18 protein-coding genes and 1 pseudogene are annotated in these 24,145 nt (G+C 62.6%); 10 read left to right on the top strand and 9 right to left on the bottom strand.

Annotation, left to right across the window (positions count from 1 at the left end; translation table 11 throughout):
* Window position 1: 1 nt before the first annotated feature.
* Both AC3A4Z_RS12660 and AC3A4Z_RS12655 read left to right on the top strand, forming a co-directional pair.
* On the top strand, window positions 2-2,041 hold the full coding sequence (locus AC3A4Z_RS12660) for a bifunctional aldolase/short-chain dehydrogenase (RefSeq protein ID WP_498711861.1): 2,040 nt from the start codon (window positions 2-4) through the stop codon (window positions 2,039-2,041).
* Window positions 2,038-3,624 (top strand): rhamnulokinase, encoded by a 1,587-nt coding sequence (locus tag AC3A4Z_RS12655; RefSeq protein ID WP_498711860.1) that lies wholly within the window; start codon window positions 2,038-2,040, stop codon window positions 3,622-3,624. The genes AC3A4Z_RS12660 and AC3A4Z_RS12655 overlap by 4 nt, the downstream gene beginning before the upstream one ends.
* A 568-nt stretch (window positions 3,625-4,192) precedes the next feature.
* Here the strand turns inward: AC3A4Z_RS12655 and AC3A4Z_RS12650 are convergent.
* From AC3A4Z_RS12650 to AC3A4Z_RS12635, 4 genes are all read right to left on the bottom strand, one after another.
* Window positions 4,193-5,329 carry a bifunctional 2-methylcitrate synthase/citrate synthase gene (locus AC3A4Z_RS12650; RefSeq protein ID WP_498711859.1) on the bottom strand — a complete coding sequence of 379 codons (1,137 nt, stop codon included), beginning with the start codon at window positions 5,327-5,329 and terminating at the stop codon, window positions 4,193-4,195.
* A 29-nt stretch (window positions 5,330-5,358) separates the two neighbouring features.
* Window positions 5,359-6,264: a methylisocitrate lyase gene (gene prpB / locus AC3A4Z_RS12645; protein ID WP_498711858.1), complete on the bottom strand. Its 906-nt coding sequence runs from the start codon at window positions 6,262-6,264 to the stop codon at window positions 5,359-5,361.
* The gene (locus tag AC3A4Z_RS12640; RefSeq protein ID WP_498711857.1) at window positions 6,265-7,785 is read right to left on the bottom strand and encodes an MmgE/PrpD family protein; all 1,521 of its coding nucleotides are present in this window, start codon (window positions 7,783-7,785) and stop codon (window positions 6,265-6,267) included.
* A 258-nt stretch (window positions 7,786-8,043) separates the two neighbouring features.
* Window positions 8,044-9,177, bottom strand: a complete 1,134-nt coding sequence (locus AC3A4Z_RS12635; protein WP_498712062.1) for an acyl-CoA dehydrogenase family protein — start codon at window positions 9,175-9,177, stop codon at window positions 8,044-8,046.
* A 304-nt stretch (window positions 9,178-9,481) separates the two neighbouring features.
* On the opposite strand from AC3A4Z_RS12635, the gene AC3A4Z_RS12630 reads away from it, so the two are divergent.
* The 3 genes from AC3A4Z_RS12630 to AC3A4Z_RS12620 all read left to right on the top strand — a co-directional run bounded on the left by AC3A4Z_RS12630 (window position 9,482) and on the right by AC3A4Z_RS12620 (window position 12,692).
* Window positions 9,482-11,206 carry an AMP-binding protein gene (locus AC3A4Z_RS12630; protein ID WP_498711856.1) on the top strand — a complete coding sequence of 575 codons (1,725 nt, stop codon included), beginning with the start codon at window positions 9,482-9,484 and terminating at the stop codon, window positions 11,204-11,206.
* Window positions 11,207-11,247: 41 nt separating this feature from the next.
* Window positions 11,248-11,754, top strand: coding sequence for a MarR family winged helix-turn-helix transcriptional regulator (locus AC3A4Z_RS12625; RefSeq protein ID WP_498711855.1), 507 nt, complete (start codon window positions 11,248-11,250; stop codon window positions 11,752-11,754).
* An 83-nt stretch (window positions 11,755-11,837) separates the two neighbouring features.
* Entirely contained in the window at window positions 11,838-12,692 is an 855-nt protein-coding gene (locus AC3A4Z_RS12620) for a LuxR C-terminal-related transcriptional regulator (RefSeq protein ID WP_498711854.1), read from the top strand.
* 56 nt (window positions 12,693-12,748) lie between these two features.
* On the opposite strand, the gene AC3A4Z_RS12615 is transcribed toward AC3A4Z_RS12620, so the two are convergent.
* The 5 genes from AC3A4Z_RS12615 to AC3A4Z_RS12595 form a co-directional block, all read right to left on the bottom strand.
* A complete protein-coding gene (locus tag AC3A4Z_RS12615; RefSeq protein WP_498711853.1) occupies window positions 12,749-14,152 on the bottom strand; it encodes an MFS transporter in 1,404 nt (467 codons plus the stop codon).
* A 426-nt stretch (window positions 14,153-14,578) separates the two neighbouring features.
* Window positions 14,579-15,358 (bottom strand): enoyl-CoA hydratase, encoded by a 780-nt coding sequence (locus AC3A4Z_RS12610; RefSeq protein ID WP_498711852.1) that lies wholly within the window; start codon window positions 15,356-15,358, stop codon window positions 14,579-14,581.
* Between the two features lie 61 nt (window positions 15,359-15,419).
* Window positions 15,420-16,367 carry a 3-hydroxyisobutyrate dehydrogenase gene (mmsB, locus tag AC3A4Z_RS12605; RefSeq protein WP_498711851.1) on the bottom strand — a complete coding sequence of 316 codons (948 nt, stop codon included), beginning with the start codon at window positions 16,365-16,367 and terminating at the stop codon, window positions 15,420-15,422.
* Window positions 16,360-17,439: an enoyl-CoA hydratase/isomerase family protein gene (locus AC3A4Z_RS12600; RefSeq protein WP_498711850.1), complete on the bottom strand. Its 1,080-nt coding sequence runs from the start codon at window positions 17,437-17,439 to the stop codon at window positions 16,360-16,362. The genes mmsB and AC3A4Z_RS12600 overlap by 8 nt, the downstream gene beginning before the upstream one ends.
* A gap of 2 nt (window positions 17,440-17,441) precedes the next feature.
* Window positions 17,442-18,941 (bottom strand): CoA-acylating methylmalonate-semialdehyde dehydrogenase, encoded by a 1,500-nt coding sequence (locus tag AC3A4Z_RS12595; protein ID WP_498711848.1) that lies wholly within the window; start codon window positions 18,939-18,941, stop codon window positions 17,442-17,444.
* Window positions 18,942-19,265: 324 nt separating this feature from the next.
* Between AC3A4Z_RS12595 and AC3A4Z_RS12590 the strand changes: the two genes are divergently transcribed.
* The 5 genes and pseudogenes from AC3A4Z_RS12590 to AC3A4Z_RS12570 form a co-directional block, all read left to right on the top strand.
* Window positions 19,266-20,024, top strand: a complete 759-nt coding sequence (locus AC3A4Z_RS12590; RefSeq protein WP_498711847.1) for an SDR family oxidoreductase — start codon at window positions 19,266-19,268, stop codon at window positions 20,022-20,024.
* Between the two features lie 88 nt (window positions 20,025-20,112).
* A complete protein-coding gene (locus tag AC3A4Z_RS12585) occupies window positions 20,113-20,346 on the top strand; it encodes a hypothetical protein (RefSeq protein ID WP_498711846.1) in 234 nt (77 codons plus the stop codon).
* A gap of 34 nt (window positions 20,347-20,380) precedes the next feature.
* Complete coding sequence (locus AC3A4Z_RS12580; RefSeq protein WP_498711845.1) at window positions 20,381-21,562, top strand: acyl-CoA dehydrogenase family protein; 1,182 nt, start codon at window positions 20,381-20,383, stop codon at window positions 21,560-21,562.
* Window positions 21,563-21,571: 9 nt separating this feature from the next.
* Window positions 21,572-23,188 (top strand): AMP-binding protein, encoded by a 1,617-nt coding sequence (locus AC3A4Z_RS12575; protein WP_498711844.1) that lies wholly within the window; start codon window positions 21,572-21,574, stop codon window positions 23,186-23,188.
* Between the two features lie 190 nt (window positions 23,189-23,378).
* Window positions 23,379-23,579, top strand: a pseudogene (locus AC3A4Z_RS12570) (acetyl-CoA C-acyltransferase); the annotation flags it as partial.
* Between the last annotated feature and the right edge of the window lie 566 nt (window positions 23,580-24,145).

Genomic DNA, 24,145 nt, shown 5'->3' with positions numbered 1-24,145 from the left:
CATGAGCACGAATAAGACTGTTGAAGACCTGATTTCGCGTTCCAACCGCCTGGGCGCGGACAAGCGGAACACCAATTTCGCCGGCGGCAACACCTCCGCGAAGGGCACCGAGAAGGACCCGGTGACGGGTGAGGACGTCCAGCTGTTGTGGGTCAAGGGTTCCGGCGGGGACCTGGGCACGCTGAAGGCGGAGAATCTCGCGGTGCTGCGCCTGGACCGGCTGAACGCGCTGAAGAATGTCTACCCCGGTGTTGAGCGTGAAGACGAGATGGTGGCTGCGTTCGATTACTGTCTGCATGGCAAGGGCGGCGCGGCTCCCTCGATCGACACCGCCATGCACGGCCTGGTGGACGCGGCGCACGTTGACCACCTGCACCCGGATTCCGGCATCGCGATCGCGACTGCGGTGGACGGCGAGGCGCTGACCACCAAGATCTTTGGCAACAAGGTCCTCTGGGTTCCCTGGCGCCGGCCCGGTTTCCAGCTTGGCCTGGACATCGCCGCGATCAAGGACGCCAACCCGCAGGCCATCGGCACCATCCTGGGCGGGCACGGCATCACCGCCTGGGGCGCCACGTCCGAAGAAGCCGAGCAGAACTCGCTGTGGATCATTGAGCAGGCCGAGAAGTACATCAAGGACAACGGCAAAGCCGAGCCCTTCGGACGCAAGCTCCCCGGCTACGCAGCCCTGCCGGAGGCAGAGCGGAAAGCCAAGGCCGCCGCCCTGGCACCCGTGATCCGCGGCCTGGCCTCCACGGACAAGCCGCAGCTGGGGCACTTCAGCGATGACGCCGTCGTCCTGGACTTCCTCGAAGTCGCAGAACACCCGCGCCTGGGCGCCCTGGGCACCTCCTGCCCGGACCACTTCCTGCGCACCAAGGTCAAGCCGCTGATCCTGGACCTGCCCGCCGACGCTTCGGTCGAGGACTCGATCTCACGGCTCACTGAACTCCACACTGCCTACCGCGAGGACTACCAGGCCTACTACGACCGCCACGCAGACGCTGAGTCCCCGGCGCTGCGCGGCGCTGACCCGGCCATCGTGCTGATCCCGGGCGTGGGCATGTTCTCCTACGGCGCGAACAAGCAGACCGCCCGGGTTGCCGGGGAGTTCTACATCAACGCGATCAACGTGATGCGTGGGGCCGAGGCGATTTCCACCTACGCCCCGATCGAGGAATCCGAGAAGTTCCGCATCGAGTACTGGGCACTGGAGGAAGCCAAGCTGGCACGCATGCCCAAGCCCAAGTCCCACGCCACCCGCATCGCCCTGGTCACCGGCGCAGCGTCCGGCATCGGCAAGGCCATCGCCACCCGCCTCGCCGCCGAGGGCGCGTGCGTGGTGATCGCTGACCTGAACCTGGAAAACGCCGAAAAGGTCGCCACGGAGCTCGGCGGCCCGGATGTTGCCATCGGTGTGCAGGCTGACGTCACGGACGAGACCCAGGTCGCGGCCGCCATCGACGCCGCCGTCCTGGCATTCGGCGGCGTGGACCTGGTAGTCAACAACGCCGGCCTGTCCATCTCCAAGCCGCTGCTGGAAACCACCGAAAAGGACTGGGACCTGCAGCACAACGTCATGGCCAAGGGCTCGTTCCTGGTGGCCAAGGCCGCGGCGAAGGTCATGATCGCCCAGGGCCTGGGCGGGGACATCATCTACATCTCTTCGAAGAACTCTGTGTTCGCCGGCCCGAACAACATCGCCTACTCCGCCACCAAGGCAGACCAGGCGCACCAGGTGCGCCTGCTGGCCGCGGAACTGGGTGAGCACGGCATCCGCGTCAACGGCATCAACCCCGACGGCGTGGTCCGCGGCTCCGGCATCTTCGCCGGCGGCTGGGGCGCCAAACGCGCCGCCGTGTACGGGGTGGACGAGGAAAAGCTGGGCGAGTACTACGCCCAGCGGACCCTGCTCAAGCGCGAAGTCCTGCCCGAGCACGTGGCCAACGCCGCCGCGGTCCTCACCAGCAACGAACTGTCCCACACCACCGGCCTGCACATCCCCGTGGACGCCGGAGTGGCCGCAGCCTTCCTCCGATGAGCACCGAACGCACCAACGAAACTGCCCCGGCCCAGGCCGGGGCAGTTTCCGCAGGGCCCTCCAAGGTCTTCGCCGGCAGTGTTTTCGCCGCTGTCGATATCGGCGCCTCCTCCGGCCGGGTCATCCTGGGCCGGGTCACCGCCGACGAAACCGTCGCCGGGACCGGCGGCGGAAACAGCGTCGCGCTGGAAGTGGTGCACCGCTTCCCGAACGGAGTGGTGGAGATCAACGGCGGCCTCCGCTGGGACTTCAACGCCCTCTTCACAGAGGTGCTCACGGGACTTTCGGCGGCGGCCACCGCCGCCGCCTTGCAGGGCGAACAGGTGGCCAGTATCGGCATCGACACCTGGGCCGTGGACTACGGACTGGTCAACGCCGCTGGCGAGCTGACCGCCCAGCCGTTCAGCTACCGGGACGACCGCAGCCGCCCCGCCATCGAGCCCGTCCACCGGAAACTGGACCCCGCGCGCCTGTACGGGACCACGGGCCTGCAGTTCCTGCAGTTCAACACCATCTACCAGCTCGCTGCCGAGCCGGACCTGGACGGTGTGCAGGCGCTCCTGATCCCGGACCTAATCGCATTCCTCCTCACCGGGCAGCGCCGGACGGAGGCCACCAACGCCTCCACCACCGGGCTCTTCGACGCCGTGGCGGGGGAGTGGGCAACAGAATTCCTCACCGCCCTGGGCCTGCGGAAGGACCTGTTTCCGCCGCTGGTCCAGCCCGGCGAAACCGTCGGCACCCTCCTGCCCACCATCGCCTCGCAGGTGGGACTGCCCCAGGGCACCAAGGTGGTGGCCGTCGGCTCGCACGACACCGCCTCGGCCGTCGCCGCTGTCCCGGCACAGGAAGAGGACTTTGCCTACATCTCCTCCGGCACCTGGTCCCTGGTGGGGCTCGAACTCAAGCATCCGGTCCTCACCGAGGCCAGCCGCGAGGCGAACTTCACCAACGAACGCGGCGTGGACGGCACCATCCGCTACCTCCGCAACATGGGCGGCCTCTGGCTGCTGAGCGAATGCCAGCGGAGCTGGGCGCAGGAAGGGTTCCGGCCCGAGCTTCCCGCCCTGCTCACCGCGGCGGCCGCCCTGCCTCCGGGCGGGCCGCAGATCAACGCGGATGACCCCTACTTCATCGCTCCGGACAACATGCCCGAACGTATCCGGGGTGCGGTCCGACGCACCGGAGACGTACTGCCCAACGATCCTGCCGCCATCACCCGCTGCATCATGGACAGCCTCGCCGCCGGCTACGCGAAAGCCATTAGCGCCGCCGGAAACCTCTCCGGCCACACGGTGAAAAAGGTTCACATCGTAGGCGGCGGCTCCCAGAACAAGCTGCTCTGCCAGCTCACCGCCGACGCCACCGGCAAACCCGTCATCGCCGGACCTGTGGAAGCCACAGCCCTGGGCAACGTCCTCGTCCAGGCCCTGGCAGCAGGATCAGTCACCGGTGGGCTCTGCGACCTACGAAAGTTGGTTGCAGCCGGCACCAGACTGGAAACGTACTTGCCCGGCGCAAATCAAACCAGCCGTCGCGCCACGAGTGCTGAATCGAACGGCTTACTGAATCACGGCGTTTGAAACCGGCACTGAAAAGCAACACCGCACCTGGCTCCGGGCCGGTATCCCCACTCACAATGGACGCCGTCCTCACAGCCCTGGACCCGACATGACAGTACAAGAACTTGAATTCTCGTCGCCGTCACCCGCTCCCACGCTTTGAACGCCGATAATTGACGTTTCGCCAACCAATAGGCCGCCCCGTGGGGTCGTGTGGCGATAGTCAACGGCTGCGGGGGAGGCGCTGGGTCCCGCGGGTAGCGGGAGTAGATCTGGTATCCCTCGACTCTCTCCACCATCTGGAGCGGGGATACTCCATCTGCTGAGGTCCGAAGTATGGAATGTCTGGCATAACGGCCACAACCGTTCCTGTTCGAACGACGTCACCGTGACGTCGCACTTCCAGATATTGCCCCAATTTGCGCTGCCAGTCTGGCTGGAAGTGAAGATCCACACGGATTTCCTGTCGTTTCGGTATCGCCGAAAGTACTGGTGGTGAAGCGGTGAGGTGCGAAAACGTTGCGATAGTTGATGAACCGGATGACCATCGGGCGCCTCACCGCAGCTTTAGGGCCAGCAGGATTGCCGGCTAAAGGGATCGCTGCTCTACGCCGTTGTAGGCGCTCAGCGGCCGGATCAGGGAGTTGGATGCGGCCTGTTCCATGATGTGTGCGGTCCAGCCTGTGATGCGGCTGGCAACGAAGATGGGGGTGAACATTTGGGTGTCGAAGCCCATGAGATGGTACGTGGGTCCGGCGGGGTAGTCGAGGTTCGCTTTGATGGCTTTGGCCTCGTCCATCGCGGCCTCCAGCCCGTTGTAGAGTCCCAGCAGTTCGGGCCGGCCGTAGTGGGCGATCATTTTGTCCAGGGCAGCTTTCATCGTGGGTACCCGTGAGTCGCCGTGCTTGTAGACGCGGTGTCCGAAGCCCATGACCTTCTTCTTCTGGGCCAGAGCGTCTTCCATCCAGGCACGGGCGCGGGTGGCGGCTTCTTCGAGGGATTCCTCCGGGCGGATGCCGATTTCATCGAAGGTGTGCATGACGGCTTCGTTGGCGCCGCCGTGAAGGGGACCCTTGAGCGCGCCAATGGCCGCCGTCACGGCTGAATGAAGGTCGGACAACGTTGACGTCACCACTCGAGCCGTGAAGGTGGAGGCGTTGAAGGAGTGCTCGGCGTAAAGGATCATCGAGACGTTGAAGGCCTCGACAACCTCGGGTGCGGCTTCTTCACCGAAGGACATCCACAGGAAGTTAGCGGAGTAGCCAAGGTCAGCGCGGGGCTCCACCAGGTTCTGCCCCCGCCGGCGGCGCTGATCGTAGGCGACGACGGCGGGCATAGCCGCGAACAGGTCGATTGCCTTGGCCATGTTGGCCTCGGGGGTGGAGTCTTCGGCCAGCGGGTGTCGTGCGCCCATAACCGAGGCTGCAGTCCGGCATACGTCCATGGGGTGTGCCGTGAGTGGCAGGGCGTCCACCACTTGTTTCACCGCGGGGTCCAGGGCGCGGCCGGCCCGCTCCTGCTCGGTAAATGCGGCCAGTTCCTCGGGGTTGGGGAGTTCGCCGTTCCAGAGCAGGTAGGCGACTTCCTCGAAGCTGCACCGTGCTGCCAGTTCCTGGACCGGGTACCCCCGGTACAGAAGCGAGTTCGTGTCGGGGTTGACCTTGGAGACGGCGGTGTAGTCCACCACGACGCCGGCGAGGCCCTTTTTGATTTCTGTGTCAGCCATGCTGAACTCCTTCGTTGCAGTTCCTTGTACTAGCGGGTGGGGGGGATCTGGAAGTTGAAGATGCCGGAATCAAATTTGTTGTAGGCCTCGTAGTCCACGAGGTCATAAAGGCGGGCGCGGGTGAGCATTTCGGGCACGCGTACCTGCTGGGTTCCCAGGCTTTTGAGCGTGTCCAGGACCCGTTCAGCAGCTCCCATGGCACTTCGGAGGAGGGTGACGGGGTAGATCACCATGTTCACGCCTACTGACTGGAGCTGGTCCACCGTGAAGAGGTCGCTCTTTCCGAACTCTGTCATGTTGGCCAGGATGGGCACGTCCACGGCGTCGCGGATGGCCTGGAACTCGTCCAGGGTGGCCATCGCCTCGGGGAAGATGGCGTCCGCGCCGGCCTCCACCAGTGCCTTGGCCCGGTCCTGCGCCGCTGCCAGTCCGTCGGTCGCGCGGATGTCGGTGCGGGCCATGATCAGGAAGTTCGGGTCGCGGCGCGCATCCGCGGCCGCACGGATGCGCTTGGTGGCGGTGTCCAGGTCCACCACGTTCTTGCCGTCCAGATGGCCGCAGCGCTTGGGGTTGAACTGGTCCTCGATATGCAGCCCGGCCAGGCCGGCGTTCTCGATCTCCTGGACGGTACGGGCCACGTTCATCGGTTCGCCGAAGCCGGTGTCGGCGTCGACGATGGCGGGCAGGTCCGTCATGCGGGCGATCTGCCCGGCCCGGGTGGCCACCTCGGTGAGGGTGGTCAGGCCGATGTCCGGCAGCCCGAGGTCGTTCGCCAGCACTGCTCCGGAGATGTAGACCCCTGCGAACCCCTTTTCCTCGATGAGCCGGGCCGAGAGCGGGTTGAAGGCGCCGGGGAACTGCTGGACGGTGCCGGATGCCAGGAGCTCCCGGAACCGGAGCCGTTTCTGCTCGGGTGTGGTCTTGGAGTACAGCATCTAGAAGAGCCCCTTCGGTGCAGCACCCAGGTCGATGACGCCGGGGGCGGCGGTGATGTTCAGCTGGTCCAGCTCGCCGGCGGCCAGTTCCGGGAGGCGTTCGACGGCGGACAGGAACCTTTCGATTTCAGCCTCTTCAACGAGACCGGCGGCCAGGGTGCGGAACTTGTTGATGTACTGCTCGCGTCCGAAGGGACGGGCGCCCAGCGGGTGGGCGTCGGCCACGGCAATCTGGTCCGTGATCACGGTGCCGTCCGTCAGGGTGATCTCCACTGAACCGCCGAAGGCTTTCTCCGCGATGTCCAGGGAATGGTAGCGGCGGGTCCACTCGGGATCCTCCTCCGTGCTGACCTTCTGCCACAGGTCCGCAGTGTCCGGTCTTGCTGCCCGGGCAGGGGAGTAGGAGTCCACATGGTGCCAGGCCCCGTCCTGCAGGGCCACCGTGAAGATGTACGGGATGGAGTGGTCCAGCGTCTCCCGGCTGGCCTTGGGATCATACTTCTGGGGGTCGTTGGCGCCGGAGCCGATGACGTAGTGCGTGTGGTGGCTGGTCTTGATGAGGACCGATTTCACGTTGGCCGCGTCCGTGGCTTCGGGGTGCTCACGGCTGAGTTTCCGGGCCAGGTCAATCCAGGCCTGCGCCTGGTACTCGGCGGAATGTTCCTTCGTGTAGGTGTCCAGGATGGCGCGCTTGGCTTCCCCGGCCTCCGGCAGCGGGACCAGATAGGAGGCGTCCGGGCCGTCCAGCATCCAGGCAATGACACCGTCTTCACCTTCGTAGATGGGCACGGGGGACGTCTGTCCGCGCATGGCCCGGTCCGCGGCCTCAACGGCCATCTTCCCCGCAAACGCCGGGGCGTGCGCCTTCCAGGTGGAAATTTCGCCCTTGCGGGACTGCCTCGTTGCGGTCGTGGTGTGCAGCGCCTGGCCGACCGACTGGAAAATGGTCTCGACGTCGAGCCCCAGCAGGGTGCCGATGCCCGCCGCCGCGGAGGGGCCAAGGTGCGCCACGTGGTCGATCTTGTGCTTGTGCAGGCAAATCGCCTTCACCAAATTCACCTGAATCTCATACCCCGTGGCGATCGCCCGAACCAGGTCCCGGCCGGTAGACCCCACATGCTGGCCCACAGCGAGAATCGGCGGAATGTTATCGCCAGGGTGGGAGTAATCGGCAGCCAGGAACGTGTCGTGGTAGTCCAGCTCACGCACCGCCACGCCGTTGGCCCACGCAACCCATTCCGGGGAGACGCGCTCATCGACGCCAAACACCTTCGCGCCCTGGCCTCCGGTGGAAGGCCTGTGGGCGAGGGCTTGGGCACGGGCAGCTACGATCGGGGCGCGGTTAAGAGAGGCGATAGCCACGGAGGCGTTGTCGATGATGCGGTTGATGACCATCTCGGTGACGTCGTCCGTGACGGCGACCGGGTCGGCCGCCACTTCGGCAATTCGGTGGGCCAGCTGGTCCTCGCGGGCGAGGTTTTCCTCGCTTTTGTATACCCGGACGTGGTGTTCCTTAACCATGTGGTTCCTTTCTGGGTGTGGCCTTGAGATAGGGACGGACTGCGGTGCATGCACGGGCAGAGGCAGCTTCTGCGAGGCTCGGCTTGGTGTCTGCTATGGATTCAGCAATCGCCTCATGTTCTGCGGCTGCAGGGTTTTAAGGAGTGGATGTGGCAGTAAAAGCTGAGGCACGTGTTGGGCCGCCACATCAACGTGATGGATTTGCTGATCCCAGCGACTCAGACGCCTCCACGGAGCGCCGGTCTACCCGGCTGCCCGCTAAACGAACGCCGACTTGCCGGTGACAGCCCGAGCTACGATCAATGAATTGATCTCGTAGCTGCCTTCGTAGGTGTAGAGGATTTCGGCGTCGCCGAAGAGTTTGCCCATTTCGTAGTCGCTGCTGATCCCGTTGCCTCCCATGAGTGACCGGCCCATTGCTACAGAGCCGCGGGCCAACCGGGTGGTGGTGGACTTGGCCATAGCTGCCTGGACCATTTCAAACTTGCCCTCTTCCTGGACACGGGCCAGTTGTGCCATCAGTGCCAGCGAGGTGGAAGCGTTGCCCAGGATTTCAGCCAGCTGCTGCGCGATGAGTTGAAAGCGCGCCAGTTCCTTGCCGAACTGTTTTCGCTCCAGGGCGTAGGAACGTGCGATATCAAACGCTGCCAGCTGGATGCCGGCTGCTTGCCAGCCAACCCAGGCGCGGGAATTGCGCAGTAGCGTGTTGGCCTTGGAGAAGTCGGTGGCTCCGGGCAGCAGGTTGGATTCGGGGATGCGGATCTCGTCGAGCACGATGTCGGCGTTTTGCATGATGCGCAGCCCGATTTTGTTGGCAATTTTTGTGGCGGTGTAGCCGGGGCGGTCGGTTTCAACGATGAAGGCTTTGATCTGGTCGTCTGCGGTGTCGCGGGCCCAGACAAGGGCAAAGTCCGCAATGGTTCCGGCACCGATCCAGCGCTTCGCGCCATTAATCACCCATTCGCCACGCTCCAGCCGTGCGGTGGTGGCCAATCCGCCCGCTATGTCTGACCCATGGTCTGGCTCCGTAAGGGCAAAGGCTCCGAGCTGCGTCAGCGCAGTAAGCCCCGGGAGCCAGCGGGACTTCTGCTCCTCAGATCCGAGCGCATCAATCATGCCGACGATCAGCTCGTTGTGGATCCCGACGAGGGCAGAAAGGGATACATCCGCCCGTGCCACTTCCGTATACATAAGGCCTTTAAACAGCCTCGAAGTTCCATCCGTCTCCAAGGCGCCAAGCCCATACTTCCCGAGCTCGGCAAGTAGCCCGAAGGGGAACTCCTCACGGTTCCAGTAGTCGATTGATGCCGCCCGAATCCTTGACTGAAGGAAGTCACGAGTCTCTTGGTAGCGGGACTGCTCCTCAGGGGAAAGCAGGTCAACGATGTACATGAGATCGGCGTCGGGGAAAGGCGGGGCGGCCACGTCGGCCGCGTTCGGTGAACCTGTTATGGCCCCTGTTTTGCCTTCCGGTTTCCCCTCGATAATTTCTTCTGCGAGGTTTTGACCGGTGGCACGTCTATGTGGCTGCACGGGCAAGCATCCCTTCGTAGTGATCCGGTACGAACAGGATCGGCTCTTCCAAACCCTTGGATGTCCTAGTATATTGCATGGTGATAGGGATCACCATCCCACCGAATTTTTCGGCCAAGGCGCCGGGCCTCAACGGCGGCGCCATCCAATTGAGAGGTGCACTATGACAGTCACTGAGGAATTCCGCGCGGCACGCGATCGTCTGCTTGACCTCCGCAAGGATTATGACGCTGCGCGCAGCGAATTCCAGTGGCCTCGCTTTGAGCACTTCAACTTCGCACTGGACTGGTTCGACCAGATTGCGGCAGACCCGGCCAAAGCGGACAACCCCGCCCTTGTCATTGTTGAGCAGGACGGAACTGCCACACGCCGCAGCTTCCGTGACCTGTCCCTTCGCTCAGCCCAGGTGGCCAACTGGTTGCGGGGACAGGGCGTGGGGCGCGGTGACCGCATGATCATCATGCTCGGCAATCAGGTGGAACTGTGGGAACTGATGCTCGCTGGAATCAAGCTCGGTGTCGTCATGATTCCCACCACGACTCTGATGGGGTCCGCGGACCTCAACGACCGGGTGGAGCGCGGCGGGGTGAGCTGGGTCGTGGCCGGCAGTACCAATATCGGGAAGTTCGATGAGGTCGGGGGTGACTACACCCTGATCGAAGTTGGCGGAGATGGCACCGCCGTTAGTCCGCAGGCCCTGCAGTACGTTGAGTCCGCCGGCGCGGGTCAGGACTTCGTCCCGGACGCGCCGACCCGGGCTGATGAAACTCTGCTGCTCTACTTCACCTCCGGTACCACCTCCAGGGCCAAGCTCGTCGAGCACACCCACACTTCATACCCGGTGGGCCATCTGTCCACCATGTTCTGGATTGGGATGGAGCCCGGGGACGTACATCTCAATGTGGCCTCTCCCGGCTGGGCCAAGCACGCTTGGTCAAACGTGTTCACCCCCTGGATCGCTGAGGCATGCGTATTTGTTTACAACTACGAGCGTTTCGATGCCAAGGCGCTCATGGAGCAGATGGACCGTGAATCTGTCACGAGTTTCTGTGCCCCTCCGACAGTCTGGCGCATGCTCATCCAGGCTGACCTGACCCTGCTTAGGAATCCACCCTCCAAGGTGGTCTCCGCTGGCGAACCGTTGAACGCTGAGGTGATCGACCAGGTCCAGCGTGCCTGGGGACAGACCATCCGGGACGGTTTCGGCCAAACCGAAAGTACTGTGCAGATCGCCAACACCCCCGGGCAGCCGATCACGATCGGCGCCATGGGCAAGCCTCTGCCTGGGTACGATGTCGTGCTCGTGGATCCGGCAACCGGCGAGGAGGGATCCGACGGCGAACTCTGCCTGCGTCTTGACCCCCGCCCGGTCGGACTGATGAAGGCGTACTACGGTGATCCTGAAAAGACTGCAGCAGCGTTCCGTGACGGCTACTATCACACCGGCGACATGGCAAGCCGGGACGAGCGCGGCATCATCACCTACGTGGGCCGTGGCGATGACGTTTTCAAGTCCTCGGACTACCGGTTGTCACCGTTCGAACTGGAAAGCGTACTGATCGAGCACCCGGCCGTGGCAGAGGCCGCCGTTGTCCCGTCCCCGGACCCGATTAAGCTGTCCGTACCCAAGGCATTTGTGGTACTTGCCGCTGGCCACGAGGCCAGCCCTGAACTGGCTGAGGACATTCTGCTTTATTGCCGCAACCACCTGGCACCGTTCAAGCGGATCCGCCGACTGGAATTCGCCGAACTGCCGAAAACCATTTCCGGAAAAATCCGGCGCGTGGAGCTGCGGCGCAGTGAAGAACTGCGCCACGGTGGCGGGACGGTTCCGGACGGCCTTCGCAAGGAGTACTCCGAAGCCGACTTTCCGGGCTTGAAAAGCTAGGCTTGAGCCTATGAGATTCAGGATGGGAAGCCGGGGGTGCCGTGGGAACGCCGCTGCCACGTGATCCGATTGCGGACGCCCGGCTGAATTGGGAACGGCACGGCTGGTCCGATGTCGCCGCGCCGATGGCTGCCATCACCGCCATCATGCGCACCCAACAGATCCTGCTGTCCCGGATCGAGGGGGTCTTGAAGCCGTTCGGGCTGACCTTTGCCCGGTACGAACTCCTCGCTTTGTTGAGTTTTGCCCGCAGCGGCGCGCTGCCTATGAACAAAGCCAGCGCGCTGCTGCAGGTGCACCCCACCTCGGTGACGAACGCCGTCGACCGCCTGCAGGACGCGGGCCTGGTAATCCGCTCGCCGCATCCTACCGACGGGCGCACAACTCTGATTGAGCTCACCACGGACGGGCGGACATTGGCCAAGCGGGCGACTGGGGCGCTGAACTCAGAGGTGTTCGCACAGTCTGGATTCGGGGAGGAGGATGTTGACCAGCTGAACCGCATTCTCGGCTCCTTCCGCCGTAATGCCGGCGATTTCAGCGGTTGATCCTGGGCACCCGAAAGCCCGTCCTCCACTAACTTTCCGTCGCAGCGCCGTGAGGTGTGTTCCACGGCACTAGGAGACCCCTCATGCAGCCGAACGCCTATTCCCGTCCGGATGACCGGGAGCTGCTCCGCGCCTCCCTGCGCCTGCTCTCCAACAGGTTCCGGCCCGCGGTGATCTTTGCCGGACTGGGCAACGGCGAATTGCTGCAGTTGACGGAGTTTCTTGGGACGGTCACCTCAAGCCTGGACCAGGTCGTGGTCGTTTCCGGCGCTGGCCTGGGTGGCCGCGTCATAAGAGAGCAGAGGCCGTTCCTCGTCGCGGATTACATCGGTTCCGAAGGCATCACGCACGAATATGATCTCGCCGTACGACGGGAAGGTTTGACCTCGATGGCGGCGGTGCCTGTGATGGTCCAGGGCAGGCCGCGGGCGGTGCTGTATGTCGCGGGCAGGGAAGGCGTCCTGATGGGCGAAATGGCTGTTCGGGAGGCTACGGCGGCCGCTGCGGGTATCTCTGAGGAACTGCGGATTCGGGACGAAGTCGATCTGCGGGTCGCGATGATCGATGCCGCAGCAGTCGAACCTGCCCTGGTACTGGAGCGGAGCTGGCTCGAGCACGTGCGCGAAGCCCACGCTGAGCTGCGGTCGCTGGCCGGCAGGGTGTCTGACCCGCATTTGGCTGAGCAGTTGGAGATTATTGGCAGTCATCTGGCACCGGCTTCCCCTGTCGGCATGGATCAGACAGTCCGGTTGGCCCGTCGTGAACTGGATGTGCTGGCCCACGTGGCGCTTGGGTGTTCTTATCAGGAAACGGCAGAGCGCCTTGGTCTGAAAGCGGTGACGGTGAAGAGCTATTTGCAGAACGCGATGGTGAAGCTGTCGGCGCACAATCGGCTCGAAGCGGTGTCAGTGGCCCGCCGGCTGGGATTGATTCCCTAGGGTGGGGCCGCCGGATTCGTCCGACGGCCCCGCCTATTTGTCTTCGCTGCAGTGGGTTATTGTGTAGGATCAGGAGCCGTGATCGGTGACTCTTCGGCCAGCCGGGGCTTGGTCCCGCTGTTCGGTTCGCCCTTTTCCAGGCCCTGCTTTTCCTTGTTCGGCAGCGCCAGCGTGCAAAGCACACTGAACACGCCGATCCCGGCGAGCAGTAACCCTATCGACCACGCACCGGACGTGCCGGCCAGCTGTGCCGCCACGAGCGGGACAATACCTCCACCGATGACGCCGGCCAGGTTGTAGCCCATTCCGGCGCCTGTGTAGCGGTACCGGGTGTCGAAGAGCTCCGGAAGCAGCGCGCCGGCCGGGCCGTAGGCGATGGCGAAAATGACCAGGGTGCCGGTGAGGCCGAGACCAAACGCGAATACGGTGTTGGCGCTAAGGATCGGGAACAGCACGAGGGACCAGGGTACGGCCAGGATGCACGAGATGGCGATGACCTTTTTCCGGCCGTAGCGGTCGGAGAGCACACCTGAGGCCAGGGTTGCGGCAGCGACAAACAAGGAGGCGACAATGCCGGTGCTCAACACTTCCACCCGGCTCAACTGCATACCTGTGGAGCTGGTGGCGTAGCTGGTGAGGAAGGCGGTGCCAAGGTAGAAAAATGCGAAAAGGAGCGTCAAGGATCCGCCGGCGAGGAGGATTTCGCGCGGTTGGCGCTTAATCGATTCAAGGATCGGCAGCTTGGTGCTGGTATCGGCGTCCTTGGCTGCATTTTTGAAAACTGGGGTTTCCTCGATGCTCAATCGCACCCACAGGCCTACGAGTACGAGCACAGCGCTGAGAATGAACGGGATCCTCCAGCCCAGCGTGATGAAGGCTTCGGACTTGTCCCCCAGTGTCAGGTTGGTGATGAGGAATGTGCCGCTAGCCAAGGCGAAGGCGACGGACGGACCGAGCTGCGGGAAGGACCCGAACAATCCACGCTTTCCCGTGGGGGCGTATTCGGCCACGAGGAGCGTAGCCCCGGCCCATTCACCGCCAACGGCGAGGCCTTGGACGAAGCGCAAAGCGACCAGCAGGATAGGAGCGATCACGCCGATGGTGCTGGCGTCAGGAATGAGACCAATCATCACCGTGGCGATGCCCATCATCAGCAGTGTGGTGATGAGGGTTTTTTTCCGTCCGAGCCGGTCTCCGAAGTGGCCGAAGATTATCGCCCCGATGGGACGGGCAAGGAAGGCGACGGCGAACGTGCCGAAGGAGGCAACGGTGCCGGCCGCGGTGCCGAGGGCTGGAAAGAAGACGACGGGGAAGACCAGGGCGGCGGCGGTGCCGTATATGAAGAAGTCGTAAAACTCAATTGTTGTACCGGCGGCGCTTGCGAAGGCGACCTTGCGCAAAGTTTTGGGGCTGGGTGGCGCTTGCAGTGCTGCGGGCGGAATCCGCGGATTTGAGGTCATGACGATTTCCTTTGAAGTGAGCCTCGGCTGGTATGGGGGTGATGCAGATCACCGTAGCAAAAAGCATGGACGTCCAACTACCTCCGAAAGGAGGTAGTTCTGCGATGGTTCATGCTGCCTGTTCCAATCCCTGCTCAGAGATCCGGCCAAATATTCTGGGGGTCAAATGTTCGCGGCGGCGTGGGTCTGGCGGTACGAAGCGCCACGTCCGCGTGGTGTTGCCTCTATGTTCGGTATGGGACATGGAAGAGCCCATGGTGACTGGCAGCCAACTGGCACAGGAATGTTAGTTGGCGCGTGGGTGCGCGGCGCGGCAAGAATGTGGCGTCAACGCATCCGGTGCCTGCGGCCACGGAGTACTGCCTCGCGGAAGGACTTTCCGCATGCCCGGGCAGGCCGCTTGCAGGAAGTGTTGGAGGTTCCCGTTCAGCGGTGTGTGAAGTCCGGCTGGCGTTTTTCTGCGAAGGCTGACATGCCTTCCTTTTGGTCTTCGGTGGCGAACAGCGAATGGAACAGTCTCCGTTCAAACAGCACCCCCTGGGACAGCCCTGTCTCGAACGCGGCGTTCACTGCTTCCTTGGCCATCATCGCTGCTGGCTTGGATTTGGAGGCAATAACCGCGGCGGTCTGCAGCGCTTCGTTTATCACGTCCGCGGCCGGCACCACTCGTGAGACGAGCCCTGCGCGTTCGGCTTCCTGGGCGTCCATATAGCGCCCCGTTAGGATCATGTCCATCGCCTTGGATTTGCCTACGGCGCGGGTTAGGCGTTGGGAGCCGCCCATGCCGGGAAGCACGCCGAGGTTGATTTCCGGTTGGCCGAATTTGGCGTTGTCCCCGGCGATGATGAAGTCGCACATCATCGCCAGTTCGCAGCCACCACCCAGGGCGAAGCCGGAGACGGCAGCGACCAGGGGGGTCCGGAGCCGCGCGAGGTCTTCCCAGCGACGGAACCAGTCCGCCGCATACATGTCCATGTAGCCCTTTGACTGCATTTCCTTGATGTCTGCCCCCGCAGCGAAAGCCTTGGCAGAGCCGGTGATTACGACCGCGCCTGTCCCCGGGTCAGCATCCATCTGCGCGACTGCCGCGTAAATTTCCTCCATAGTGGCCTCGTTAAGCGCGTTCAGCGCCTCGGGCCGGTTGAGTGTGACGAGCCCAACGCGCTCCCGGCACTCCACCAGTATGTTTGTGTACTGCTCCGCCATGTGTCTGCCTTCGGTTACTGTTGCTCCAGTTGAAATCCGCTGGTCGCTGTTGGTTCTTCGGTTAGAATTTCGAGTTGTCCCGAATGTTGGTGATGATGCCGGAGAAGTCCCGGGCGGCTCCGCCGTCCGTAACGAAGCTTTGGTAGATTTCGGATGCGAGCGGACCCAGCTTGGAGGCAACGCCGGTACTCTCGATTGCGTTCAGTGCCAGCTTCAGGTCCTTCGCCATCAGGGCCCCGGCGAAACCGGGCTGATAGTCGCGGTTGGCGGGGCTTGCCGGCACTGGTCCCGGCACGGGACAATTTGTGGTCAGCGCCCAGCACTGACCCGAGGCGGCAGAGGCGACGTCGAACAGCGACTGATGGGTCAGGCCCAGCTTTTCCCCCAGGACAAAGGCTTCGCTGACGGCGATCATCGAGATGCCGAGAATCATGTTGTTGCAGATCTTCGCGGCCTGACCTGCACCGTTTTCCCCGCAACGAACAACGCGCTTGCCCATGACCTCCAGCAGCGGCTTGACCGCCTCGAAGTCCTCGGAACGTGCCCCGACCATGAATGTCAGAGTGCCCGCCTCAGCACCTATGACGCCGCCGGAAACGGGGGCGTCCAAGGCCCGGTGGCCGGCGGCTACGGCAAGTTCGGCAGCTTCCCTGGCTTCATCTACGTTGATGGTAGAGCAGTCCAGGAAGAGGGTGCCCGGTGCGGCGGTCGCGAGCAGGCCCGGCTGGCCGTCGGTGCCTCGGTATGCATCGAGCAGGTGTTTGCCGCTGGGCAACATCGTGAGGACTATGGCGGCGTCAGCCACAGCATTGGTGGCGCTGTCCGCGGTGGCTATACCGTGCGCTTGAGCAGTTTCAAGTGCGGCTGGCATGACATCGAAGCCGGTCACGGTGTAGCCGGCTTTCACAAGGTTGATAGCCATCGGTCCGCCCATGTGACCCAGGCCCAGGAAGGCTACCGGGGCGGTCCGCGTGGGTTGATTCAGCTCTGAAGTTGCTGTTTCAGACATTATTTCGCTCCTTTGCAAGCAGCAGTTCACGGTCACCCAGGGAGGCAAAGTAGGCATCGACGTCGTCGCTACCGACCTCTGCCAATGTGGCGGGCTTCCAGCGCGGGTTGCGGTCCTTATCGACCACCTGGGCCCGGATGCCCTCCCTGAAGTCGGGTCCGGCGAGGAGCCGTAGTCCTACCCGGTATTCCTGCTCCAAGGCTTCTTCCAGGCTTAGCCCCCTGGCCCGGCGCAACGATTCCAGTGCCACTTTCACTGCGGTCGGTGACTTGGCTTCTATTGTCTCGGCAGTCTTAGCTGCTTCCCGTACTGTCTCTCCGTCAACGGCCCGCAGTCGACGCACGATTTCCTCTGCGTCATCGCTGGAGTAGCAGGCGTTGATCCATTCCTGCCGTGCGAGTTCGGAGGGCGGGGCCTGCTCGGCGAAGCGGGCGACGGCGGCGTCAGCCGGCTCGCTCTCAAGGGCCTGGGCAAGGTCTGCCAGCTTCGCGGATGGAACGAAGTGGTCTGCGAGCCCCAAGAACAAGGCGTCGGCACCGCTCACATGCGCGCCTGTCAGCGCGGCGTGGGTGCCGAATTCCCCGGGAGCGCGGGAGAGCAGCAGTGTCCCGCCCACGTCGGGCACGAAACCTATGGTGGTTTCGGGCATGCCCATCCGGGTGCGTTCGGTGACAATTCGGACCGAGCCGTGCGCGGAGATACCCACTCCGCCGCCGAGGACCAGCCCATCCATGAAGGCCACATATGGCTTGGGGTAGTTCGAGATGAGGGAGTTCATTTCATATTCCTCAGCCCAGAAGGCAGGTGTTGCCTTACCGCCCTCGAGTATGTCCCGGTAGATAGCGACTATGTCTCCACCTGCGCATAACCCGCGGTCACCGGCACCGCGGACAAGCACGGCAGCAACGGCATCGTCATCAGCCCAGACTCTGAGTTGCGCCAGCATGGCCGAGGCCATTCCCGCGCTGAGCGCATTGACGGCCCGGGGCCGGTTGAGCGTTACGACACCGAGACGGCCGCGCCGTTCGAACAAGACCTCCGCTGATGGGGACTCGATGGAGTGTTCCACCATCGTCAGCTGCCTTCCGGCATCACAAAGCTGGCACCGGTGCGTATCCCGGAGGGCCACCGGGTGGTGACCGTCTTGGTCTTGGTATAGAAGCGGAAGGCGTCGGTACCGTGCTGGTTAAGGTCCCCGAAGCCGGAGGCCTTCCAGCCCCCAAAGGTGTAGTAGGCGATGGGCACAGGGATGGGGACGTTGATGCCGACCATGCCCACCTGGACCCGGCTTGCGAAGTCGCGGGCGGAGTCACCGTCGCGGGTGAAGATTGCCACGCCGTTGCCAAACTCGTGCTCGCTGCATAGACGCAGGGCCTCATCGTAGTCATCGGCCCGGAGCACGCTGAGTACCGGGCCGAAAATCTCTTCCTTGTAAATCGTCATGTCCTTGGTGACGTTGTCGAAAAGGGTGGGCCCGACCCAGAAGCCACCTTCGTAGCCCTCTACCTGGAGGCCGCGGCCGTCTGTCAACAGGGTCGCTCCCTCGTCTACACCGGCCTGAATGTAGCCTTCGATCCGTTCCTTGGCCGAAGCCGCTACAACCGGGCCGAAGTCCGAGTCCTTGGCAAGACTGTGGCCAACCTTGAGTTCAGCGATGCGTTCCTCGAGCTTGGCGACGAGGGCGTCACCGGTGGCTTTACCGACCGGCACAGCCACCGAGATAGCCATACAGCGTTCCCCGGCGGAGCCGAAGCCGGCACCCATCAGGGCATCCGCTGCCATGTCCAGGTCAGCGTCGGGCATGATGACCATGTGGTTTTTGGCTCCGCCGAAGCATTGGGCGCGCTTGCCGTTTGCGGCGGCGGTGGCATAGATGTACTGCGCGATGGGCGTGGAGCCGACAAAGCCGATGGCTTGGACACGAGGATCCTCCAACAGGGCATCCACCGCTTCCTTATCGCCATTGACGACGTTGAAGACGCCGTCAGGCAGGCCGGCCTCGGTAAAGAGTTCGGCCAGGCGCAACGGCACGGACGGGTCCCGTTCGGAGGGTTTGAGTACGAAGGAGTTGCCCGCGGCCAGTGCCGGGCCGGACTTCCACAGGGGGATCATGGCGGGAAAATTGAAGGGCGTGATTCCGGCGACGACGCCGAGCGGCTGGCGGAGCGAGTGGACATCAATGCCAGTCCCGGCGTTGTCCGAGAATTCGCCTTTGAGCAGGTGCGGGGCGCCCGCGGCGAATTCCACGACTTCGATACCGCGCTGGATGTCCCCCTTCGCGTCCAGGAAGGTCTTGCCGTGTTCCGAGGACAACAAGGTAGCGAGTTCATCCAAATTCTGGTTGACCAGGTCAACGAATTTCAGCAGGATTCGCCCTCGGCGCTGAGGGTTCATGGCCGCCCATTCCAGCTGGCCCTTCTCCGCGTTAGAAACAACGTTGCGGACTTCCTCGGTGCTGGCCAGCGGCACCCTAGCCTGGACCTTGCCGGTGCATGGATCGTAGACATCGCTGAAGCGTCCCGAGGTGCCCTGAACGTGCTGTCCGTCAATGTAATGGGATAGCTCTTGAACCATAATGGAATGCTCCTTTGCACCGTGCGATTTTGAAGTCGTAACTCGGCCGCGATGAGCCGCGACAGTTTCTTCCGAACCGAATATACTCGGACTTCCTAGTAAATTCTAGAGCGTTGGGGCTGTTCGGGTCTGCCCAGCGCTTGGGAGACCGACTGGTTGGCGTTGACCGGAGTTCGGTACAGCCCCTTTCGGCCGGTCCGAGCAGCAGCATGCTTGTGCAGATTGCTGGCCCGAGACACGTGGTAACCGCCGTCAGTACGACTGAACACATGTAAGTACCGCCGCTCTAGACCGGAGGGGCGGCCATCACGCAAAAGGAGCACCATGGACCTCAATGGAATTACGGCATTAGTTACCGGGGCCGCATCGGGATTAGGCGCTGCGACCGCTGCCGCCTTGACCGGCGAGGGCGTTTCGGTCCTGGGTATTGATTTGGCTTCATCCATCGAAAAAGCCGCAGAGGTGCACAATGTCCGTTATGTGGCAGCCGATGTCACGGATGAGAGTCAGATCCGCAGCGCCTTGGGCACTATCAGCGCTATCGAGCCGCCGTTACGGCTTGTGGTCAATTGTGCGGGCATCGCTCCGGCTGCGCGCGTTCTCTCTTCGCGGGGGACCCATGACCTGGGAATCTTCCGCAAGACTCTTGAAGTAAACCTCCTGGGGACCTTCAATGTCCTGCGACTTTCCTCGGAGCTGATCTCAAAGCAGGCAGCAGACGAGAACGGGCAACGCGGACTCATTATCAACACGGCATCAGTCGCGGCGTATGAAGGACAAATCGGCCAAATCGCGTATGCGGCCTCAAAGGGCGGCGTCGTCGCCATGACCATACCGGCAGCAAGGGACTTGGCCAGGTCAGGAATCCGCGTCAATACCATTGCCCCCGGAATCGTTGATACGCCGATGCTCGCTTCACTGGGCACAGAGGTCACCAAAGCCCTGGCGCAAAACATCCCCTTCCCTAAGCGCTTGGCACAGCCCAACGAATACGCACAGCTCGTGATTATGCTCGCTGAGCATGACTACCTAAATGGCGAGACGATACGCATGGATGGTGCCCTTCGCATGGCGCCGCAGTGACCGCAGCAGACGGAGCCCTAAAAAGGAAGTAGGCGTGTTCAGCGCGCCTATGTAGGCCCGGCAGATCACGGCGAAAGTCCTCAGCGCTTTGGCTGAAGAAGTCGGTTTGATCTTGGCTGAAGGAGTAGTGGACAGTCCTGCAGAGATTGATCTCTGCATTATCCTTGGCGCCAACTTCCCTCAGCATCAAGGCGGCCTTACGCCGCTGCTTGACCTGACGGGCGCATCACAAAAAGCGTGGGGAAAGAATTTTCATCCCACACTCAGCTTCAGGGAAGAGCCCGAAACTGACGCCGCCCAGATGCTGACCTTCACAACCTAACTTCTGACAAACCCTCTCTAAGGAACACTACCCAATGGTGGACTACGACATTACTGAAGCACTCGACACGGACTACTATTCCGCACTGGCAGACATGCCCGAAGCGGACCGCGCGGCCTGGGCCCGGGCCCGGAGCTTTGTCGAGCAAAATGCGGCACAAATGAACGACTACTGGGAACGCGGCGAATTTCCGGCCCATCTGGTCAAAGTGATGGGGGAGATGAATCTACTCTCGGACGGCCTCGAAATAGATGGCGTTGAGCCCTTGTCGCCGCTGGCGGCGGGCCTGGTCAACATGGAGGTCTCGCGGGGCGATGGTTCTTTGGGCACTATCATTGCGGTTCAAGGTGGACTGACGATGCGGTCAATAGCCCTTTACGGTTCCCCTGAGCAGCGCCGCACGTGGCTGGGCCCGCTGGCCCGCGGTGAAAAGCTTGGCGCTTTTGCCCTCACTGAGCCGGCGCACGGGTCCGACTCCGTCGCGCTGGAGACGAGCGCCAGGCGTGAGGGGGACGAGTATGTACTCAACGGTGAGAAGAAGTGGATTGGCAATGGCTGCGGGGGAGACATAACGGTCGTCTGGGCCCGCGACGAAGCGGAAAACGTCCGAGGCTTTCTGGTCGAACAGGACCGGGAGGGTTATGAAGCCGAACCAATTCAGGGGAAAGCCTCCCTCCGAGCCATGCATCAAGCCCGCATCCGCCTCAACAACGTCCGCATTCCAGCCGCAAACGTCCTTCCCGGCACCCAAACCTTCAAGGACACCTCCAAGGTGCTGGTCGCCACCCGACTGGGCGTAGCCTGGTCCGCCCTGGGCCACGCCACAGCGGTATATGAAGCCGCACTGAACTACGCCACACAGCGGACGCAGTTCGGCAAGCCGCTCGCCAAATTCCAGCTGGTTCAGGACCGACTCGCGTACATGCTAGCTGAACTGACCAGCATGCAGTTGCACTGCGTTCACCTTGCGGCACTGGATGCTGCCGGCCAGTTGCAACCCACCCAGGCCTCGATGGCGAAATACCACAACACCCGCAAGGCCCGGGAACTGGCATCCATCGCCCGGGACATGCTGGGCGGAAATGGAATCCTGCTCGAAAACCACGTCATCCGCCACCTGCTGGACATCGAATCCATTCACACCTACGAAGGCACCCAAAGTATCCAGGCTCTACTCATCGGGCGCGACATCACCGGGCAAAGCGCCTTCGCTTAAGGACTCATCATGACCACAACTGATTTCGCCAACGACACACCCCTGAGCCCACTGCGGTTCCTGCAGCGCTCGGCCGAAGTATTCGGGCACAAAACGGCAATAATCCACGGCACCCGCTCCTACAGCTACCAGCAGTTCGCGACCGAAACCCAGCGCCTCGCCAAGGTGATCAAAAGCCGCATCCGGCCCGGAGACCGCGTCGCGTTCCTAAGCCCTAATGTCCCCGAACTGCTCATCGCCCATTTCGCAGTCCCGCTAGCCGGCGGGGTCCTCGTGGCACTAAACACGCGCCTCACCGCCAGGGAACTGCAGTACATACTGGAGCATTCCGAGTCCAGGCTGCTGTTTGTTGATTCCGAACTGCTGGGCTCAGTGGAAGGAATAGATCGGGAGCAGCTGGCTCAGCTGCAGGACATCATTGAAATCCCGGACAGCACCAACACCGTGGCCAAGCCCGTCGTTGGCGTGGCCACGCTGCAATACGGCGACTTCATTGCCGACAAGGCATCCGATGACGCTGATCTTCCCTGGCTTGTCCATGACGAACGGGCCCCGATCGCGCTCAACTACACCTCTGGCACTACAGGCAAACCGAAGGGCGTACTCTACTCCCACCGGGGCGCCTACCTCAATGCGCTCGGGGAAACCATCCACAATCAGTTCAACGCGGAGACCCGCTACCTCTGGACCCTGCCGATGTTCCACTGCAACGGCTGGTGCACCACCTGGGCGATCACAGCTGTCGCCGGTGTCCATCTCTGCCTGCGTGCGGTACGCCCGGAGAGCGTCTGGAGTGCCATTGATACCCAAGGTGTAACCCATCTCTGTGGTGCACCCACAGTCTGCAGTGTGATCGCTGATGCGCCGCAGGCCCACAAACTGGAACGACCCCTGCAAGTCACGACCGCCGGTTCCCCTCCATCACCTGCCATCATTTCGGCCATGGAATCCTTCGGCATCCGCGTGACGCACGTCTACGGCCTCACCGAGGTGTACGGGCCGTACACCATTTGTGAATACCAAACCGAATGGGATGAACTTGCCCCCCAGGACAGGGCCCGCAAGATTTCCCGGCAGGGCGTAGGAATGCTTCAGGCGGAATCGGCTCGCATTGTCGATCCGGACATGATTGACGTCCCTGCCGACGGCAAGACCATGGGTGAAATCGTGCTGCGCGGCAACAACGTCATGATTGGCTACTTCAAGAATGATGAGGCAACGGCCGAAGCCTTCCGCGGTGGCTGGTTCCACACGGGCGACCTCGGGGTGATGCACCCCGACGGTTACATTCAACTGAAGGATCGTGCGAAGGACATCATCATCTCCGGCGGCGAAAACATCTCCACTATCGAGGTGGAGCAGGCAATCTTCAGCCATCCTGACGTGACGGACGTGGCGGTAATCGGCGTCCCGCACGAAAAGTGGGGCGAGCGTCCTGTTGCCTTTGTCGTCCGCAGCACCAACAGCGCGCTGACAGCTGAGGCAATCCGCTCCCACATCAAAGGCCAGATCGCCGGATTCAAAATCCCCGACAAAATCCTGTTCGCAGAGGAACTCCCACATAACTCCACTGGCAAGATACTCAAGGCGGAATTGCGCTCCATTGATATAAGCGAACGCTCTTGAATTGGCAAAAAGGTGGAAAACTCAACGCAGGGGCAGCGATGTGCCTTATCGACCGCGACTGCGCAGGCACGGAAGTAATCCGCTGCTAAGGTACCGGGATGGCATCCATGGCTGACTTTCGCTCCGACGTTGCCGTAGCGGCTCTAGAACTGTTTACCGTGGCGGGCTACGATCCAACCAGCGTGCGCTTCGCGCTCTCGGCGTGGACGGCGACCGGGTGAATACCCGTGGCGGGGCGATCGCACTTGGCCACCCGATCGGAGCCTCCGGAGCCCGTATCGTCGGAACCTTGGCCCGGCAACTGGCCGAACAGGGCCCAGGAACTCTCGGCGCAGCTGGGATCTGCGGCGGGGGCGGGCAAGGGAGCGCCGTCGTACTCCGGTCACTATAGAGGGGCGACCTTCCTACAGTGGAAACAATGGGTGGCTGCTTCTGGGTACTGCCCTGCCCATATAGCGAGGTCAAAGTGTCCTACCGAACCGAGTCGGGGAATCACCAAGATTTTGTGGCAGTCCTCCTGCCGCAGTCAGCAAATGGCGGCTCGGGTCGGTAGGGCCACCGTCGCAACCGTTCGCCTGAGGCGGGAGGAAGGCAACTTCCCCATCTGTTCTTTTGTCATGCATGAGGAGTGCGGTTTTCCGCTTGGCGCTGCCTCAGCAGGGCCCCTGTTACGTGTGGAGGCCATGAGATTATTCGAAAACCGCCATCGCCGGGGCTTGACCAGCTGTCACAGGGGCCTAAAGAAGTGAAGCCCGCTTGCCGAAGGCGGCATTGTCCGCACTTCCGACTGCTGGAATGAGGTAAAAACCACCACGAACAATGGGCGGACCAGCCCTTTTTGCAGGCCCTCCCCCGCCTATTTACTGTTCGCCGATAATGGAGATTCCGTCAACCTGTGGCGCGGGACAAAGTCTGCGGATCACAATTTTCGCCGCGGAACGCAGGACGTTCTGCAAT

The organism is Arthrobacter sp. Soil_C_49 (assembly GCF_057656635.1).
The sequence above is the reverse complement of the archived record's forward strand: the minus strand, read 5'-3'. Positions and strand labels throughout refer to the sequence as shown.

What these genes read in the sequence shown, in the direction of transcription:
- AC3A4Z_RS12660 (WP_498711861.1), top strand. Translation starts at nt 2, where the DNA reads ATGAGCACGAATAAGACTGTTGAAGACCTGATTTCGCGTTCCAACCGC.
- prpB (WP_498711858.1), bottom strand. Translation starts at nt 6,264, where the DNA reads ATGCTGTACTCCAAGACCACACCCGAGCAGAAACGGCTCCGGTTCCGG.
- mmsB (WP_498711851.1), bottom strand. Translation starts at nt 16,367, where the DNA reads ATGTCTGAAACAGCAACTTCAGAGCTGAATCAACCCACGCGGACCGCC.
- AC3A4Z_RS12650 (WP_498711859.1), bottom strand. Translation starts at nt 5,329, where the DNA reads ATGGCTGACACAGAAATCAAAAAGGGCCTCGCCGGCGTCGTGGTGGAC.
- AC3A4Z_RS12640 (WP_498711857.1), bottom strand. Translation starts at nt 7,785, where the DNA reads ATGGTTAAGGAACACCACGTCCGGGTATACAAAAGCGAGGAAAACCTC.
- AC3A4Z_RS12580 (WP_498711845.1), top strand. Translation starts at nt 20,381, where the DNA reads ATGGTGGACTACGACATTACTGAAGCACTCGACACGGACTACTATTCC.
- AC3A4Z_RS12635 (WP_498712062.1), bottom strand. Translation starts at nt 9,177, where the DNA reads ATGTACATCGTTGACCTGCTTTCCCCTGAGGAGCAGTCCCGCTACCAA.
- AC3A4Z_RS12620 (WP_498711854.1), top strand. Translation starts at nt 11,838, where the DNA reads ATGCAGCCGAACGCCTATTCCCGTCCGGATGACCGGGAGCTGCTCCGC.
- AC3A4Z_RS12590 (WP_498711847.1), top strand. Translation starts at nt 19,266, where the DNA reads ATGGACCTCAATGGAATTACGGCATTAGTTACCGGGGCCGCATCGGGA.
- AC3A4Z_RS12630 (WP_498711856.1), top strand. Translation starts at nt 9,482, where the DNA reads ATGACAGTCACTGAGGAATTCCGCGCGGCACGCGATCGTCTGCTTGAC.
- AC3A4Z_RS12600 (WP_498711850.1), bottom strand. Translation starts at nt 17,439, where the DNA reads ATGGTGGAACACTCCATCGAGTCCCCATCAGCGGAGGTCTTGTTCGAA.
- AC3A4Z_RS12575 (WP_498711844.1), top strand. Translation starts at nt 21,572, where the DNA reads ATGACCACAACTGATTTCGCCAACGACACACCCCTGAGCCCACTGCGG.
- AC3A4Z_RS12610 (WP_498711852.1), bottom strand. Translation starts at nt 15,358, where the DNA reads ATGGCGGAGCAGTACACAAACATACTGGTGGAGTGCCGGGAGCGCGTT.
- AC3A4Z_RS12615 (WP_498711853.1), bottom strand. Translation starts at nt 14,152, where the DNA reads ATGACCTCAAATCCGCGGATTCCGCCCGCAGCACTGCAAGCGCCACCC.
- AC3A4Z_RS12655 (WP_498711860.1), top strand. Translation starts at nt 2,038, where the DNA reads ATGAGCACCGAACGCACCAACGAAACTGCCCCGGCCCAGGCCGGGGCA.
- AC3A4Z_RS12595 (WP_498711848.1), bottom strand. Translation starts at nt 18,941, where the DNA reads ATGGTTCAAGAGCTATCCCATTACATTGACGGACAGCACGTTCAGGGC.